General features: G+C 66.3%; 14 protein-coding genes and 1 tRNA gene. 12 read left to right on the top strand and 3 right to left on the bottom strand.

Translation table 11 applies throughout. From position 1 onward, the window contains the following. Positions 1 to 254: GtrA family protein (locus BRAS3809_RS23010; protein WP_139017425.1), on the top strand; the 254-nt coding region annotated here is incomplete at its 5' end. Further along, positions 251 to 1768 carry a glycosyltransferase family 39 protein gene (locus BRAS3809_RS23005; protein WP_008964437.1) on the top strand — a complete coding sequence of 506 codons (1518 nt, stop codon included), beginning with the start codon at positions 251 to 253 and terminating at the stop codon, positions 1766 to 1768. The genes BRAS3809_RS23010 and BRAS3809_RS23005, both read left to right, overlap by 4 nt. Positions 1769 to 1776: 8 nt before the next feature. Here BRAS3809_RS23005 and BRAS3809_RS23000 read toward each other — a convergent pair whose 3' ends face one another. After that, positions 1777 to 2577, bottom strand: coding sequence for an FkbM family methyltransferase (locus BRAS3809_RS23000; RefSeq protein WP_008964436.1), 801 nt, complete (start codon positions 2575 to 2577; stop codon positions 1777 to 1779). A gap of 744 nt (positions 2578 to 3321) precedes the next feature. Between BRAS3809_RS23000 and BRAS3809_RS22995 the strand changes: the two genes are divergently transcribed. From BRAS3809_RS22995 to lepB (BRAS3809_RS22960), 9 genes are all read left to right on the top strand, one after another. Beyond that, a complete protein-coding gene (locus BRAS3809_RS22995; protein ID WP_008964433.1) occupies positions 3322 to 4434 on the top strand; it encodes a DUF2778 domain-containing protein in 1113 nt (370 codons plus the stop codon). Between the two features lie 738 nt (positions 4435 to 5172). Beyond that, a complete protein-coding gene (locus BRAS3809_RS36760; protein ID WP_170323319.1) occupies positions 5173 to 5388 on the top strand; it encodes a hypothetical protein in 216 nt (71 codons plus the stop codon). A gap of 316 nt (positions 5389 to 5704) precedes the next feature. Next, positions 5705 to 5962 carry a hypothetical protein gene (locus tag BRAS3809_RS22990; RefSeq protein ID WP_008964430.1) on the top strand — a complete coding sequence of 86 codons (258 nt, stop codon included), beginning with the start codon at positions 5705 to 5707 and terminating at the stop codon, positions 5960 to 5962. A 279-nt stretch (positions 5963 to 6241) separates the two neighbouring features. Next, positions 6242 to 6778: an HNH endonuclease gene (locus BRAS3809_RS22985; protein ID WP_008964429.1), complete on the top strand. Its 537-nt coding sequence runs from the start codon at positions 6242 to 6244 to the stop codon at positions 6776 to 6778. A 345-nt stretch (positions 6779 to 7123) separates the two neighbouring features. Beyond that, positions 7124 to 7188: transfer RNA gene (locus BRAS3809_RS22980), tRNA-Arg, on the top strand. A 369-nt stretch (positions 7189 to 7557) separates the two neighbouring features. Continuing rightward, on the top strand, positions 7558 to 8709 hold the full coding sequence (locus tag BRAS3809_RS22975) for a slipin family protein (RefSeq protein ID WP_008964427.1): 1152 nt from the start codon (positions 7558 to 7560) through the stop codon (positions 8707 to 8709). A 633-nt stretch (positions 8710 to 9342) separates the two neighbouring features. Further along, positions 9343 to 10683 (top strand): RtcB family protein, encoded by a 1341-nt coding sequence (locus BRAS3809_RS22970; RefSeq protein WP_008964426.1) that lies wholly within the window; start codon positions 9343 to 9345, stop codon positions 10681 to 10683. A 155-nt stretch (positions 10684 to 10838) separates the two neighbouring features. Then, entirely contained in the window at positions 10839 to 11420 is a 582-nt protein-coding gene (locus BRAS3809_RS22965; protein WP_008964425.1) for a 2OG-Fe(II) oxygenase, read from the top strand. Positions 11421 to 11722: 302 nt separating this feature from the next. Then, a complete protein-coding gene (gene lepB, locus BRAS3809_RS22960; protein ID WP_008964424.1) occupies positions 11723 to 12505 on the top strand; it encodes a signal peptidase I in 783 nt (260 codons plus the stop codon). 45 nt (positions 12506 to 12550) lie between these two features. On the opposite strand, the gene BRAS3809_RS22955 is transcribed toward lepB (BRAS3809_RS22960), so the two are convergent. Then, entirely contained in the window at positions 12551 to 13174 is a 624-nt protein-coding gene (locus tag BRAS3809_RS22955) for an SEL1-like repeat protein (protein WP_008964423.1), read from the bottom strand. A 334-nt stretch (positions 13175 to 13508) separates the two neighbouring features. On the opposite strand from BRAS3809_RS22955, the gene lepB (BRAS3809_RS35105) reads away from it, so the two are divergent. Next, positions 13509 to 14723, top strand: a complete 1215-nt coding sequence (lepB, locus tag BRAS3809_RS35105; RefSeq protein ID WP_008964422.1) for a signal peptidase I — start codon at positions 13509 to 13511, stop codon at positions 14721 to 14723. A 327-nt stretch (positions 14724 to 15050) separates the two neighbouring features. On the opposite strand, the gene groEL is transcribed toward lepB (BRAS3809_RS35105), so the two are convergent. Continuing rightward, positions 15051 to 15896, bottom strand: an 846-nt coding sequence (gene groEL / locus BRAS3809_RS22945) for a chaperonin GroEL (protein WP_035657788.1), incomplete at its 5' end; no start/stop codon positions are given.

The following is a 15896-nucleotide window of genomic DNA, read 5'->3' as shown; positions in this document are numbered from 1 at the left end:
TCGCGATGACCTCGAACTTCATCCTCAACAACTTCCTCACCTACCGCGACCAGCGCCTGAAGGGCTTTGGCATCCTGCGCGGCCTGCTCGCGTTCTATCTGGTCTGCTCGGTCGGCCTGCTCGCCAATGTCGGCGTCGCCTTCTCGGTCTATGACCAGGAGCCGATCTGGTGGCTGGCGGGCGCGGCCGGTGCGCTGATGGGCGTGGTCTGGAATTACGCGATCTCCGGATTGTTCGTCTGGCGCAAGCGATGACCTCTGCGGCAGAGGCCGGCGACTCCAGCCTGGTCCGTCACGTCTGGCTGACCATCGCGGGCCTCGTCGTGCTCCGGCTGATTGCGGCCGGGGTCACACCGATCACCTTCGACGAAGCCTATTACTGGATGTGGTCGAAGCACCTCGCGGGCGGCTATTACGACCATCCGCCGATGGTCGCGGTCGTGATCCGGCTGGGGACGCTGATCGCCGGCGACAGCGAGCTCGGCGTACGCCTGGTCTCGATCCTGCTCGGGCTGCCGATGAGCTATGCGGTGTATCGCACCGCGCAGATCCTGTTCGGCAGCGTGCGCGTCGCCGCGACCGCGGCGCTGCTGCTCAACGTGACGCTGATGGCAGCGGTCGGTACCTTGATCGTCACGCCCGATGCACCGCTGTTGGTCGCCTCCAGCTTCGTGCTCCTGTTCTGCGCCAAGGTGCTGGAGACGGGCAGGGGCGTCTGGTGGCTCGCGGTCGGTGTCGCCGTCGGTGCGGCGCTGCTGTCGAAATACACCGCGCTGTTCTTCGGCGCCGCGATCCTGATCTGGCTCGTCGCCGTGCCCAAGCTGCGCCCTTGGCTCGCCTCGCCCTGGCCCTATCTCGGCGGCCTCGTCGCCTTCGCGATCTTCTCGCCGGTCATCCTGTGGAATGCCGAGCACCAGTGGGTGTCGCTGATCAAGCAGCTCGGCCGCGCCAGGGTCGAGGATATCAGGCCGGTCTACATCGCCGAGATCATCCCGACGCAGTTCGCCTTCGCGACACCGCTGGTCTTCATCCTCGGCGTGATGGGCCTCTACGGCCTGGCGCGGCGCCGCGCCGGGGATGCGGCGGGGCGCGTGCTGATCGAGGCGATGGTCTGGGTCATCGTCGCCTATTTCGCCTGGCATTCGCTGCATGCCCGGGTCGAAGCCAACTGGTTCGCGCCGATCTATCCGGCCTTCGTGGTCGCCGCCGCGGCCGCCGCCCATCTCGTCGCCTGGTCTCCGGGCCAGCAGCGCACGGCGGCCTTCTGCCTACGCTGGGCGCTGCCGGCCGGCGTCGTGATGTTCGTGGCGCTGATCGTGCAGGCCGATACGGGGCTGCTCTCCGGCTATAGGCGCGACGCTACCGTGCGCAGCGTCGGCGTCGGCTGGCGGCCGCTCGCCGCGGAGATTGAGGCGGCGCGCGTCCGCACGGGCGCCACGTGCGTGCTGGCGATGGACTACGGCACCACCGCCTGGCTGTCGTTCTATCTGCCGCCGGGGACCTGCGTGCTGCAGCCCATCCAGCGCATCCGCTGGGTCAATTTCCCCGAGCCTGACCCGGTGCAGCTCGCGGGCACGCAGCTGCTGGTCGACGAGGCGCAGATCGCGACGCGGTTCTACGTCACGAGCACGTTCGGCCGCATCGAGAAGGTCGGCGAGGCCGAACGCCGGCGCGGGCCGCTCACGATCGAGACCTACGCGTTCTACGCGCTCAGCCAGCCGAAGGGCGAGATCCTCGATCGCAGCCCGCCGCCGGAGCTGCAGCGCTGAGGCCGGGCTCAGGCCTGCTGCGGGATGATATCCCCCAGCGACGTGTCGCGGCTGTGGATCGCCACCATGTTGATGCCGGCATCGACGGTCTTGTAGCCGCGTCGGTCGAGCCATTGCCGCAGCTGGTCGGCATCGGTCTTGATCTTCTCGATCAGCATGATCGGCGTGCAGCGCTCGATCGTCGCGGCGGCCCCTTCGAGCGCCTCGATCTCCATGCCCTCGACGTCGAGCTTGATCAGGTCGCAGCGCGGCAGGTTGAAATCGTCCAGCGGCAGCTTGCGCACCTCGACGGTGTCGTTGGCGTAGTCGATGGCCTGGCCGATGAACTCGGTGTTCGGACGCTGGCGCAGCTCCAGGCTGCCGAAGCTCGACGGCGTCAGGTAGTTCGGGCAGGGGATGTTGAGCACGCCGCGCTCCGACGACACCGCGGCATGGATGGCGATCGCGTTGAAGCAGTTGTTGATCGCGATGTTGCCGGCGAGAGCATAATAGATCCGCTCCTGCGCCTCGATCGACAGCACCGATCCCCAGCCGGTCATCGCCTTGGCCCATTCGATCGTGTGCACGCCGATATTGGCCCCGCAATCGATCGCCACGGCGCCGTCGCCATGGTGCTTGCGGCGCACCGCGAGCATGCGCACCGCGAGCTGCACCTCGCCCGGATCGAAGGCTCCCGTATCCAGGATCTGGTAGCCGACGCCATAGCCTCTGTTGGCATCGACCATGCGGTAGTCGAGCCGGTTGACGATCATCGTGCCGTGATTGCTGGAGGCCAGAACGAAGGCCAGCTTCCGGTCGGGAATCTGCATGGGAGTCCTTCTCGTGTCGATTCGGCAGGAGCGGACGCGGTACGGTGTGCCGATGGGGTGATGCAGGGAATCGTTCGCTACGATACCGCCGCCCGTGGCCGGGCGCCGCAAAATCCGGAGTGCCCCGGAGGGGATGCGGGCGCCGCACGCCCTGCTGCCGGCTCCCCGGCGACCGACGGCCTGATCCGTCCTCGTGAGCCCGTCGGCTCCGGCGCGCCTTTACGTGATCAATACTTGCACCGGCGGCGCGAAGATCACCGCGGCTGGCCGCGGGCAGGACGTCTAGACAAGCGAATACGACGTGGTTGAGCTCGCGAATGCTTCGCAACGACAGATCATCGCCCGTCGCCCTCCGTCGCAGCCCAATCGTTAACGCGGTCTGCGATGTTTTACGGACTTCCGGGACTGTCGAATGCTGCCGCCCCGGAATCATCCGGTGCGGCATTATTGACTGGATCTGCAATTTTGCCCTGTTTCCGCCCTCTTTGATGGCGAAACAGACGTTCATGGTTAACCCGCCCCTAATCTGCCAAAACTTAATCAGCATTTAACTAAAAGTCGCCTTAATGAAGCTCCGTGCTTCTGCGAGATGCAAAGCGGGTGTCTGCCGCGCATCGCGTGAAAGTTTCCGAGTATTCGTTCGGGCGTGAGTGAATGAGTAACAGTCGAGCAGCGTTGGCCGCACGAAACCGCAGGAAGTCCTCCCTGGTCGCTTTCTCTCACAAATTGATCGGTGGCGCGGCGATGGCCTGCCTGATCGGCGGCTGCGCCGTGATGGTCTACACCAAGATCATCGCCGCCGACGCCTATCCGACCCTTGGTCCGACGTTTGGCAGCATCGAGCAGGACGAGCCGGTGGAGCGTCCGGCGCCGCGGGTCGCGACGCGCAGCGCGGCGGACGCCGTGGGCGACGCGTTCTCTGCCTTCCCCGAGACTCCGGCCGCGACCACCACGGTGGCCGCGATCACGCCGCAGATGTTCAACGATCGTTTCGGCGCCGCCGTGCCGCAGGGCATCGCCTCCAACGCCGCCGCCGGCGCGCCGCCGCTGCCCAGGCTGGCCGACGCCGCGCCCAAGCTGCCTGACTTGAAGCTGGCCGAAGCCAAGCCGGCCGAACCCGCGAAGCTCCCGGAGGCTCCCAGGGAGACGCTCACCAAGAAGGATGTCCGGCCGCCGATGCAATTGGCGCTGGCCAATCCCAATCCGAAGCAGCCGCCGAAGCCGCAGGCCGATGCGCCGGCGCAGGCGGCCGACGCGGGCGCGACGAAGAGCGGCGGCTTCTCGCTGCGCGCCATGACCGAGCGCGCCAAGGCGGCGGTGATGTCGATCGCCGGCGAGCGGCATTCGATCCAGGAGAAGCTCTGGGGCAAGCCGGAGAACCAGGATGGCGGCCTGCTGGCCTACGCCTCGGCCGACTCCAACATCACCGCGTCGATCACCAAGGATCCGACCCGCGGTGGACGGCCGCCTTACGATCTGAGCACCGCGGTCTACGACATCTCGGCCAAGGCGGTGTACCTGCCTGACGGCACCAAGCTGGAGGCGCATTCGGGCCTCGGCGACAATCTCGACGATCCCCGCTCCGAGAAGGTCAAGATGCGCGGCGTGACGCCGCCGCACATCTACGAGCTCAAGCCGCGCGAGGCGCTGTTCCACGGCGTGCCGGCGCTGCGACTGAACCCGATCGGCGGCGAGGAAGCCATCCACGGCCGCAACGGGCTGCTGGCGCACACCTTCATGCTCGGGCCGAACGGCGACTCCAACGGCTGTGTCTCGTTCCGCGACTACTACGCCTTCCTCGATGCCTACAAGAACAAGGGCATCCGCAAGCTCGCCGTGCTCGCCCGCATCGAGTGAGCCGGGCGGGGGGCGCGTTCTCGTTGAACTGCCGTAGGGTGGGCAAGGGCGCGGCACAGCGCGCGCCTCGCGATCACTGTTAGTTGACGCCGGGCCCGCTCTCTCTCGAACGACCGTTCTGCTCATCGTCATTTGACTTGCGCAACGCGCACGAACCGTAGGGTGGGCAAAGGCGTGGCACCCTTCGCGCCTCGCGAAACACTCTGAGTGGACGCCGTGCCCACCTCTTTCGATAGAGCTCGCTGCTCGACGGTGGGCACGCTGCCGCCCTCGGCGGCCGCTTGGCCCACCCTACGAATCCTGCACCTGCAGCCACGGCATCGCGCCCTCGCGGCGGACGACGCCCGAGTCTTGCTGACGACATCGCCCTCGACATCATTGAGAGGGCGCGGGGAATGCCGGGTGAGGGCCTCACCCATGGCCCGCCTGCAGAAAAAAAGCAGGCGGCAGTCACCACAGGTTCAGCCGGACACTCCGGCATTCCCCGCGCGATGGCGTTACGGCTTATACGTGGTCTCCCTGGTGCGCCGGCTGTCTGGCCACCATCGGTCGGAGCACGTCGGGCTCTCGACCTTGACACCAGCTTCGGGGTGTCAGGACATCACGACTTCGCCGTGCGCGCCGGCTCGTTCGTCGGCATGATCAGCTCACGCTGCGACCGGCGCGCCCACCGCATCCCGCCCTCCACGTTCGTGACGATCGCGAAGCGCCCCTCTCATGAGGACGGGACAGTCTTACATGGCACAATTTCCGATTTTTGGAAACAGCCATATTCGCAGCGGCACGGCCGGAGCGGCTGATCCCTTTGAACGGTTTCGACAAATCAGTTCATTTCCGCAGCCGTTTTTGGGCTATCGAGCAGGGCTCGACCGGTCTCCGGATCAGGACAACCTCGCAACTGATTTGCCCGACGGCCAGTCTGATTGTTGCAAATTCGTCGCGTTGCTCGGGTGAGCCACGCTTGCGCCGCATGAACCGGCCTTGACGGCTTCGGAAAAGTCTGCGCATAGCTCTGCCCCAACGAAAACGGACCGCCGTTGCCCGGCGCTCCCCTGAGGACCACGACCGTGTTGAGCCTGAGCTCACATCCCGCGTACGCCCCCGCCAACGAACGGCCATTCACCTGGTCGCGCGGCTGGTTCGGCATGGGCTTCGCCTGTCAGGGTCGTGACAATCCTGCACTGTCCCTCGCCAAACCGGGACTACGAATTCCAGCAGACGTGTAATTCGCGGCGGGATCTCACCCTCCGCACATCGAGCGGAGGGTCCGATGACCCGCATGACGAGCCAAGATTCCGAGATTTGTGATCACGCGCGAGCGCTTGCCTCGCCGGTCGCGCGCGCCTTCGTGCGCATCGCGATGGCGTGCCGCGGCGTCAGCGAGACTGCGGCGCAGCAGATCTATCTCGACTACATCCAGGGCGGGACGACGGAGTGCGCGCCTGACCATTCCAGGCAAGCCGCGGCTCCGACAGCATGCGCGATGCCTATGATTGTGCCCTCTCCCCTTGCGGGAGAGGGCTCGTAGGGACTTCGCAACAAACTCGCTTAGGGTGAGGGGTATGCCTCAACGAGCACAACTCGCGGAGGGAGACCCCTCACCCAACCGGGCGAGCTGATGGGTCATCGATGCCCTCTCCCGCAAGGGGAGAGGGCGCTGCATCTCACAGCGCAACGCTCGGCGGGCTCAATCGGCGAGTTGGCGGTCGTCTATGTTCGACGGCTGCCGCGTGAAGATCAGATTGGAGACAGTACGGCTGGATGTTCGCAGCGATGAGCCGGCCGGTGCCGAGAAAGGAGGTCGACGATGTCAGTGACAAACCCTGCGCTGGTGCTCAACGCCGACTTCCAGCCGCTGAGCTACTTTCCGCTGTCGGTGGTCTGCTGGGAGGATGCGATCCGGGCCGTGGTCAGCGGCTCGCATGTCGTGGTCGCGGAGTACGACCGGGTCGTTCGCAGCCCGAGCGTCACCCTGCGGCTGCCCTCGGTGATCGCGCTGCGCGACTATGTCAGGCCGGCGATGCGCGTGCCGTTCACGCGCTTCAACGTCTTCCTGCGCGACCGCTTCGAATGCCAGTATTGCGGTGGCCGCTATTTCCATGGCGAGCTGACATTCGATCACGTCGTGCCGCGCGCCGATGGCGGCGAGACGTCGTGGACCAACATCGTCGCGGCCTGCAGTCCCTGCAACGCGCGCAAGGACCGGCGTTACGTGAAGCCGCGGCGGCCGCCGGTCGAGCCGACACGGCACGAGCTGATGGCCGCGCAGCGCCTGTTCCCGCCGAGATTCCTGCACGAGACGTGGCAGGATTATCTCTATTGGGACGTGGAGCTGGAGCGGTGACGATGATCGCGTAGCCCGGATGAGCCCACGTCGCCGCCGTCAGGCGGCGGCGTGGGCGACATCCGGGTTCTCATGAGCGGTACGTGTGAACACGGATGTCGCTCCGCTCATCCGGGCTACAGGGCCGCGTCATCGGCTATGGCATGTGTAACTAATAAAGTACACATCGTGCTACAAACTAACACTTGCGAACTCGAGGATCTTGATATACGTCCACCGTCCTTCGCTTCGGCCACGGGTTCGGGCTCGCTGAGATCCCGACTGGTGCGCGCCGGTCTCCGGTGGCGTATTCCGTCGCGGCGAAGGTGCTGTTGCAGGGTGCCGTCCGCGGTCCTGCGGCACAACGGATAGCTCAGTGGGTAGAGCAGATGACTCCGAATCATCCGGTCGCGGGTTCGACTCCCGCTCCAACGCATCGGTTTAGCCTGAAAAGCTAATCACCTCTGACGAGGACCGGATGCGTGCTTCAGTCGCGGTCCGGCCGTTTTGCCCGAAAGGGTCACGCGATCTGATCGAGACACTGCAGAGCCGGCTCTGCGCCGCGGTGGATACCGTGTCGCTTGCGGCTGAGAGACTTGCGTATCGTCATGTCCGCACGCGGGCGTGAGATGCGTCTGCTCCCCGCCGCATCCGACGCTCAAGCCGTGGCCCGCTCGGCTCAGGCAGGAGGCGCCGTCCGGTCCTCACGTTCTTGACGTTTCAATTCGCTGCCGGCGATGCCGGCAGCCAACAGAGCAGGGCCCGGCATGCGGCTGGACCTTGCGTGACAGGAGAGTGCCATGAGCTGGCATGTTCTGATGAAGACGCTGACGGTGGCGGATGGCGAGCGGGCGCTGGTCTGGCGTGACGGCCGGCTCGTGCGCGTGCTGGCGCCCGGCCGTCATTCGCTGCTCGATCCGTTGCGCCGGCTGACGGTGCAGGTGTTCGCCGTGGTCAAGGCCGAGTACCCCGCCGATCGCTACGCGGTGCTGAAGGCGGCGCGGCCCGATCTTGCCGCCGAGCTGTTCGAGGCGGTGGAGACCGGCGCGGACGAGATCGCGATCGTCAGCCTCGACGGCCGCCCGACGCATCTGCTCACGCCGTGGCAGAGCCGCGTCTACTGGACGGTCGCGACGAAGGTTGAGGTCGAGCGCATCGACATCACCGGCGACGTGCGCGTGAGCGCGCGGCATCTGGCGATGATCGAGCGCAACCGTCCGGGCATCGTGACCGAGGCCGTGGTCGAGAACCACGAGGCCGGTCTGCTGCATGTCGACGGCAAGCTGACGGAGCGGTTGGCGCCGGGCCGGCATGCGTTCTGGTCGGTCGGCCGCAAGATCGAGGTCAAGCGCCTCGACCTTCGTCCCACCGCGCTCGAGATCACGGCGCAGGAGATGCTGACGAGGGATCGCATCGCGCTGCGGGTGACTCTCACGGCGTTCCGCCGGATCGTCGATCCGGAGGCGGCGGTCGCGACGACGCCCGACGTGGACGCGTGGCTGTACCGGCTGGTGCAGTTCGCGATCCGCGAGGCGGTGGCGTCGCGCTCGCTCGACGAGGTGCTGGCGGCGAAGGCCTCGCTCGATGCCGAGCTGCGCGACTACGTGCGCGCGCGGCTGGATGGCTCGGGCGTCGAGGTGACGGAGCTCGGCGTGAAGGACGTGATCCTGCCCGGCGAGATCCGCGAGCTCGTCAACAAGGTGGTGGAGGCGGAGCGGCTGGCCAAGGCCAACCTGATCCGCCGCCAGGAGGAGACTGCGGCGACGCGCTCGCTCCTGAACACCGCGAAGTTGATGGAGGAGAACCCGCTGCTGCTGCGGCTCAAGGAGCTGGAGTCGCTCGAGCGCCTGGTCGAGAAGGTCGGCCGCATCGACCTGCACGCCGGCGACGGCGCAGGCCTCGACGCGCTGCTGACAAGGCTGGTGCGGCTGAAGGCGCCCGATGCGGCGTGAGCAGCCTCGCAGCCTCGTCGTTGATAGGAAAGGCCGCCCACGGGCGGCCTTTCGTTTGTTTGTAGTATGGCCATATGGAAGGTGCGTAGGGTGGGCAAAGCGACGCCGAAGGCGGCGCGTGCCCACCGTCGGGCCGCAGTGCGTGCGGCACGACGGTGGGCACGGCGCCTTTGATGTCTCGAACGTGGAGAAAGCGTGGTCACGCCTTTGCCCACCCTACGGCTCCTGCGCGTGCCGTCGATCGTATCTTTACAAATCTGAAAACTCCCTGTAAGTGCACGCCCCAACTCATTCGGCGGCTTCCGCCTACGAGAGACCCATGCCGATCTCGAACGCACGCCAGACCAGGGACATCGCGCTGCCGCACCTGCGGCGCCGTGAGCGCGTGCTCGCGGTCGGCGCGCTGCGCCGTGACAATCAACTAGCAGCCTAGCGCGGCAGCGGGGTCGTCCCTCTGCCGACAAGGCCAGAGAGACGATCCGAAAGGCTCAGGTCCCCTCGGGGACATTCCATCAGATCCATCTCTCTGGTCGCACCAACAGGCCTGCGCGGCGTCGCGCCAAGCAGGCCGCTGGCGGCAGCGCCGCTTCGGCGTTGTCGTGCCGGCATTCGAGCAGGAGAGAGGAGGATCCCATGAGAGCCGATCCCTATCAGGAGCGCGCGCGACAGCTGGCCATCGAGGCCGGGCTCGATCCGGATGCGCGGGTCGAGCGGCCCGGACAGCGCTCGATGCCGCTGTGGTGCACGTTTCGCGATGCCGCGCGCAAGGAGCAGCTCGCGCGCGAGGCCGAGGCGCTGGCCGATACGGTCGCGAGCCGGCCGCAGGCGGCGCAGTACCAGAACAGCCCGCTGAAGGTGTTCGGCAGCCATGAGGACGCGACCATCGCCCAGATGCGGAGCTGCATGGCCGTGGGCAATGCCGTGGCCGGCGTGATCTGCGCCGACGGTCATCTCGGCTATGCGCAGCCGGTCGGCGGGGTCATCGCCTATGAGAAGCAGATCAGCATCTCCGGCGTCGGCTTCGACATCGGCTGCGGCAACATGGCGGTGCGGCTGGACACGCAGTTCGCTGCGATCGAGGACAAGGTCGGCACGATCATCAAGGACGTGTCGAAGGTGATCTCGTTCGGCGTCGGCCGCAAGAATGCCGAGCGTGTCGAGCACGAGCTGTTCGACGATGCCGATGCTTGGCGGGAGTCCGACATGGACGCCTATCGGCAGAAGGCGGTCGGGCAGCTCGGCACGGTCGGCTCGGGCAACCACTATGTCGATTTGATGCGCGACGAGGACGGCTTCGTCTGGATCGGTGTGCATTTCGGCAGCCGCGGGCTCGGCCATACGTCGGCGACACGCTACCTCAAGGCTGCCGGCGGAAAGGATGGCATGAACGTGCCGCCCGCCGTCGTCGACGAGGACTCGGAGATCGGGCAGCGCTACATCGCCGCGATGCAGCTCGCCGGGCGCTACGCCTATGCGGGCCGCGAATGGGTGGTGGAGCGCGTGCGCCGGATCATCGGCGGCGCGGTCACCGACAGCGTGCACAACCACCACAACTACGCCTGGCGCGAGACTCACGACGGGCGTGACCTGTGGGTGGTGCGCAAGGGCGCCACGCCGGCCTTTCCGGGCCAGCGCGGCTTCGTCGGCGGCTCGATGGGCGATGATGCCGTGATCATCGAGGGCGTGGAGTCGGAGGAGGCGAAGGCCTCGCTGTACTCGACGGTGCACGGCGCGGGTCGGCTGTTCGGCCGCCGCGAGGCCAAGCGCCGCTTCACGCGCGAGGAGATGGATGCGTGGCTGCAGAGCCGCGGCGTCACCCTGGTCGGGGCCGACCTCGACGAGAGCCCGATGGCCTATCGCCGTCTGCCCGAGGTGCTCGTCGAGCACGCCGGCTCGGTGAAGGTGGTGCACACGCTGCGGCCGTTCGCCGTGGCGATGGCCGGCGAGGGCGAGTTCGATCCCTTCAAGGATTGAGGTCGCCCCGGTAGCCCGCATGAGCGCAAGCGACATGCGGGTTCACATTTGCGGCTCGTGAGACCCCGGATGTCGCATCCGCTCGCGCCCTGGCGGGCGCGGTCGGATGCTCATCCGGGCTGCGCGGCTGTATTTGTTCTCAGAGGAGGGTCATCATGACCGAGCTCATTTGGCACGCCGACAACATCGAGACGATCCCGGGCTTCTTCTCCGCGGCGGAGTGCGAGGACACCATCGCCTGGGGTGAAGCGATCGGTTTCGGTGATGCGCCGATCTCGACATCGATGGGCATGATCATCGCGAAGGACATCCGCAACAACGAGCGGGTCATGATCGACGATACCGAGCGGGCGCAAAGTCTCTATGCGCGGCTTGCTCGTCACCTCGCGCCGACGTTCCAGAATCGCTGGCAGCCGGTCGGGTTGAACGAGCGGCTGCGGCTGTATCGGTACGACGTCGGCCAGAGGTTCGACTGGCATCGCGACGGCCATTTCGCGCGCGACAATGGCGAGCGCAGCCTTTTCACGTTCCTCATCTATCTGAACGATGATTTCGAAGGCGGCGCGACCTCGTTCTGCGACGACATCGGGCTGATGTCGGATGGTCCGCTGCGCATCACGCCGCAGCGGGGCATGGCCCTGCTGTTCCACCACCCGATCATGCATCGCGGCGATCGGGTCACGCGGGGACGCAAATACGTGCTGCGGACCGACGTGATGTATCGACGGACGAGGTGAGAGGAGGGCCTCTCTCCCTTCGTCATTCCGGGGCAGCCGCGCAGCGGCTGAGCCCGGAATCCATGACCACGAGCGCTGATGGCGCGTCGGACAGCGCCACGGCCATCTCGCGCCCCATATCTGCCTGGGGCTATGGATTCCAGGCTCTCGCTGCGCGAGTCCCGGTATGACGGCGGAGGGAGCAGGCGCATCACTGGAAGGACGACGCGCCGTGGCGAACGATGCGCTGATCGCGGCGCGCAGATGATTGCGCGTGGCGCGGTGTTCGGTCATCCTGGCGGCGCGACCAGATGGGGGATATCGTGTCGAGCTTGGAGGCGGGAGAGATCGGACCGGGGCGGGAGCCGTGGTGGGCGATCGTGGGCATCTTCGTCGCCGGATTCGTGGCGCTGTGCCTGCTGCTGGCCTCGCCGCTGCTGATCCGCAACTTCCTGTTTCAGCCTTTCAACGCGCCGTCGGGCTCGATGAAGCCGACCATCCTGGTCGGCGACTATTTCTTCGTGTCGAAATATTCCTATGGCTACAGCCGGTTCACCTGGCCATTGCCGTGGCCGGCCGGCTTGGCGCCGTCAGCTCGCATCTGGGGAGCGGCACCGGCCCGTGGCGACGTGGTCGTATTCTATTTGCCGAAGGACAATGCCACCGTCTACATCAAGCGCGTCGTCGGCCTGCCCGGCGACAGCGTCCAGATGAAGGGCGGGATGCTCTACATCAACGGCGTGGCCGTGCGGCGCGAGCGGCTGGACGATCTTGTCGGCATCGATGCCTGTGGCGGTGTTGCCGACGAGCGCGTCAAGCGCTGGCGCGAGACGCTGCCGAACGGGGCGAGCTACGAGACGCTGGATTGCGTCGACAACGGCTTCCTCGACAACACCAGCGTCCATGTGGTGCCGGAGGGCAAGTTGTACATGCTCGGCGACAACCGGGACAATTCCACCGACAGCCGTGTGCTCACCGTGATCGGCGATGTGCCGATCGAGAACGTCATCGGCCGTGCCGCGATGATCTATTTCTCGCTCGCGGCCGCAGACGAGCGACGGTCCGGTGGCATCCGCTTCGGACGGATCGGGACGATGGTGAAGTAGATCGCCTCCACACTGCGCCGGCCGCCTCGCAACCGCGGTCGGGTCTCAGTGTTCAACTTCTTTCAACAAAGAGCGGCCGACCTGGCAGGCTTGATCCTCCGGGCCATATTTGCAGGATTTCGACAGCAGCTTTCGGGCCCGCGCGGGGTCCTTTGCGACGCCCGTGCCGCGGATCAGGTGAAATCCGATCATTGAGCAGGCCCAGGGATCGTCCCGGTCACAGGCCATCTTGTAGGTCCGAATGGCGCAGGCGTTTCCATCGTCGATCGTGTCCAATTCCGCCGCGCGGTTCGTGCAGCCGGAGGTGACACCCAGGGTGCAGGCCTGCAGGAACAGGGCCTGAGCCAGCTGTCCGTTCGCCACCCTCTGCGCGACGATGGCGGCCCCGTAGCAATCTCCGGCCGCCCCCGACCGGCAGCTGCCGACACAGCCATCGAATGCGCGCGAACAACGCGCGATCGAGAAATCCAACGCGTCGGCCCGATGCCGCGGCATCAGGTCGGCCGGGCATTGGTGTGCCGGCTTGGGCAGCCAGTCCGGCCAGGCAGCCTCGAGCGCCGGCACGCGTTGCTCCGGCCCGGTCTCGGAGTTCGGCAGGCTCTGGCCCAGTGCAAGCGGCAGGGAGAGGCCGATGGACAAGACGAACGCAAGGAGTTTGGACGTGAGCATGCGATGTTCGAGCATGGCCCGTGAGGCGTGACAGGTGTGGAATTCAACCTAGCCGTTCGACAATGTCGAAACAAACGAAAAGCCGGCCGTCGGCGGCAAGTTGTTAGACCACGCGTCTCGCTGAGCACTCCCTGGTGGCGAGGCTGCCGCCTCGCTGGTCCGGCCGCGCAAGCCGGGTGCAATGGTGGAGTTGTTCAACTCAGCAGACAGGTTGAGGTTGTTCGTTGTGCGGACATCGGCGAGCTATGTCAGAACCTCCAGTTGGATGCATGCCGCTCTGGCATCGATCGGGTACTGCTGTTAGTTCGATGACGCCGAGCCGAGGGGAGCATCGATGTCCGAAGATATGTCGCCGCACACGCAGCGCCCGCCGCTGCTGTCGATCTGGTTGGCGCCGCGCGAGACGGCCCAGGCCATCGTGGCGGTGGCTCCGCGCCTCTGGTCGATCCTGGTGCTGACGGTTCTGGGCGGCATGGCCGGCATGATCAACATGCTGGTCGGGCTCGGTGTCGGGGCCGAGATGACAGACTGGCGGATTTTGAGCGGCGTCGTGCTGCTGGGGGCAGGTCTCGGCGTGCTCAACCTCTACGTCACAGCCTTCATTCTGAGGGCAGTCGCGCGCTGGCTCGGTGGTCATGTCTCGGCGGCGGGCATGCGGGCCGTGCTGGCGTTCGCGATGCTGCCGAGCATCGTCGGGCTGGTCCTCGGCCTGCTGCTGGCCTGGCTGTTGCCCGCGGTCAGCCATGCCGTGCTGCAGCTGATCGGCAGCGTCTGCGGGCTGTGGGGTCTGATCGTGGCTGTCCTGATGGTTGCCTCCGCCGCGCGGTTCGGCGTCGGCAAGTCGCTGCTCGCCTGTGGCATCGCCGCGCTGATCGTTCCGGCCCTGGCGGCCCTGATGATCCGGACCTTCCTGTTCCAGCCCTTCAGCATTCCGTCGAGCTCGGATGTGCCGACCTTGCTCGTCGGGGACCACGTGTTCGCGACCAAATATGCCTATGGCTACAGCCGCTTCTCGCTGCCGTTCTCGTCTCCGCTGTTTGCGGGACGGCTGCTCGCGCGCGAGCCGGAGCGCGGCGACATGGTCGTATTCCGGCTGCCGAAGGACGGCCAGACCGACTTCGTCAAGCGCATCGTCGGGCTGCCCGGCGATCGCGTGCAGATGAAGGACGGACAACTCTATCTCAACAATGCACCGGTCGCGCGGCAGAGGATCGCCGATTTCGTCGGCACCGATGCGTGCGGCTCGACCGGCGAGGAGCGCATCAAGCGCTGGCGCGAGACGTTGCCGAACGGGGTCAGCTACGAGACGCTCGATTGCTTCGATCACGGCCCCTATGACAACACCAACGCCTTTGCCGTGCCGCCCGGCCATGTCTTCGTGATCGGCGACAACAGAGACAATTCGACCGACAGCCGGATGCCGTCGGCGGTCGGCTACATCCCGATCGAGAACCTGATCGGCCGCCTCGGGATGATCTTCCTCTCGCGCGCCGGGGAGGGCGCTTCCGCGCGTGTCCGCTTCGAGCGAATCGGGACGATCGTGAAGTAGTTCGTTGCCCGTAGCCCGCAAAAGCGAAGCGATATGCGGGGGTCATCGACGCAGCGCGTGAGACCCCGGATGTCGCTTCGCTCATCCGGGCTACGAACGACCAGGCGAAGGCGTGACTTGGGAAGCTGTAGGGTGGGCAAAGCGGCCGCCGTCAGGCGGCAGCGTGCCCACCGTCGTGCAGCGAACGCATCGGCAAGACGGTGGGCACGGCGCGCAACGACGTGCCACGAATGAACGGCGTGCCAGGCGCCTTTGCCCACCCTACACGCCAAAATAAAAAGGGCGCGGCTCGCGCCGCGCCCTCCGTATTGTGAGAGGAAGCCGGACTTAGAAGTCCATGCCGCCCATGCCGCCGCCCGGAGGCATCGCGGGGCCGGCAGCGGCCTTCTTCGGCAGCTCGGCGACCATCGCTTCGGTGGTGATCAGCAGGCTCGCCACGGAGGCGGCGTTCTGGATCGCGGTGCGCACGACCTTGGTCGGGTCGATGATGCCCTTGGACACCATGTTCACGTAGTCGCCGGACTGCGAGTCGAAGCCGTAGGCATACTGCTCCTTCTCGAGGATCTTGCCGACGATGACCGAGCCGTCCTCGCCCGCGTTGATGGCGATCTGGCGGGCCGGAGCGGAGAGCGCCTTGCGGACGATCTCGACGCCGGTCTTCTGGTCCTCGTTCTTGGTGCGGACACCCTTGAGCTGCTCGGAGGCCCGGAGCAGGGCGACGCCGCCGCCCGGCAGGATGCCTTCCTCGACAGCCGCGCGGGTCGCATGCATCGCGTCATCCACGCGATCCTTGCGCTCCTTCACCTCGACCTCGGTCGCGCCGCCGACGCGGATCACCGCGACGCCGCCGGCGAGCTTGGCCAGACGCTCCTGCAGCTTCTCACGGTCGTAGTCCGAGGTGGTCTCCTCGATCTGCGCCTTGATCTGCGCCACGCGCGCCTCGATGTCGGCCTTCTTGCCGGCGCCGTTGACGATCGTGGTGTTCTCCTTGTCGATCATCACCTTCTTGGCGCGGCCGAGCATGGAGAGGTTGACGTTCTCGAGCTTGATGCCGAGGTCTTCCGAGATCGCCTGGCCGCCGGTCAGGATCGCGATGTCCTGCAGCATGGCCTTGCGGCGGTCGCCGAAGCCCGGCGCCTTGACGGCAGCGACCTTCAGGCCGCCACGCAGGCG

Origin of the sequence: Bradyrhizobium sp. STM 3809, from assembly GCF_000239795.1 — a bacterium.
Classification (GTDB): Bacteria; Pseudomonadota; Alphaproteobacteria; order Rhizobiales; family Xanthobacteraceae; genus Bradyrhizobium.
Note: the sequence above shows the minus strand (reverse complement) of the source record. Positions and strands in the feature narration are given on the sequence as shown.

Excerpts from the sequence above, each read along its gene's own strand:
- BRAS3809_RS23005 (WP_008964437.1), top strand. The coding sequence starts at position 251 with ATGACCTCTGCGGCAGAGGCCGGCGACTCCAGCCTGGTCCGTCACGTC.
- BRAS3809_RS23000 (WP_008964436.1), bottom strand. The coding sequence starts at position 2,577 with ATGCAGATTCCCGACCGGAAGCTGGCCTTCGTTCTGGCCTCCAGCAAT.
- BRAS3809_RS22995 (WP_008964433.1), top strand. The coding sequence starts at position 3,322 with ATGGCCTGCCTGATCGGCGGCTGCGCCGTGATGGTCTACACCAAGATC.
- BRAS3809_RS36760 (WP_170323319.1), top strand. The coding sequence starts at position 5,173 with ATGGCACAATTTCCGATTTTTGGAAACAGCCATATTCGCAGCGGCACG.
- BRAS3809_RS22990 (WP_008964430.1), top strand. The coding sequence starts at position 5,705 with ATGACCCGCATGACGAGCCAAGATTCCGAGATTTGTGATCACGCGCGA.
- BRAS3809_RS22985 (WP_008964429.1), top strand. The coding sequence starts at position 6,242 with ATGTCAGTGACAAACCCTGCGCTGGTGCTCAACGCCGACTTCCAGCCG.
- BRAS3809_RS22975 (WP_008964427.1), top strand. The coding sequence starts at position 7,558 with ATGAGCTGGCATGTTCTGATGAAGACGCTGACGGTGGCGGATGGCGAG.
- BRAS3809_RS22970 (WP_008964426.1), top strand. The coding sequence starts at position 9,343 with ATGAGAGCCGATCCCTATCAGGAGCGCGCGCGACAGCTGGCCATCGAG.
- BRAS3809_RS22965 (WP_008964425.1), top strand. The coding sequence starts at position 10,839 with ATGACCGAGCTCATTTGGCACGCCGACAACATCGAGACGATCCCGGGC.
- BRAS3809_RS22955 (WP_008964423.1), bottom strand. The coding sequence starts at position 13,174 with ATGCTCACGTCCAAACTCCTTGCGTTCGTCTTGTCCATCGGCCTCTCC.
- lepB (WP_008964422.1), top strand. The coding sequence starts at position 13,509 with ATGTCCGAAGATATGTCGCCGCACACGCAGCGCCCGCCGCTGCTGTCG.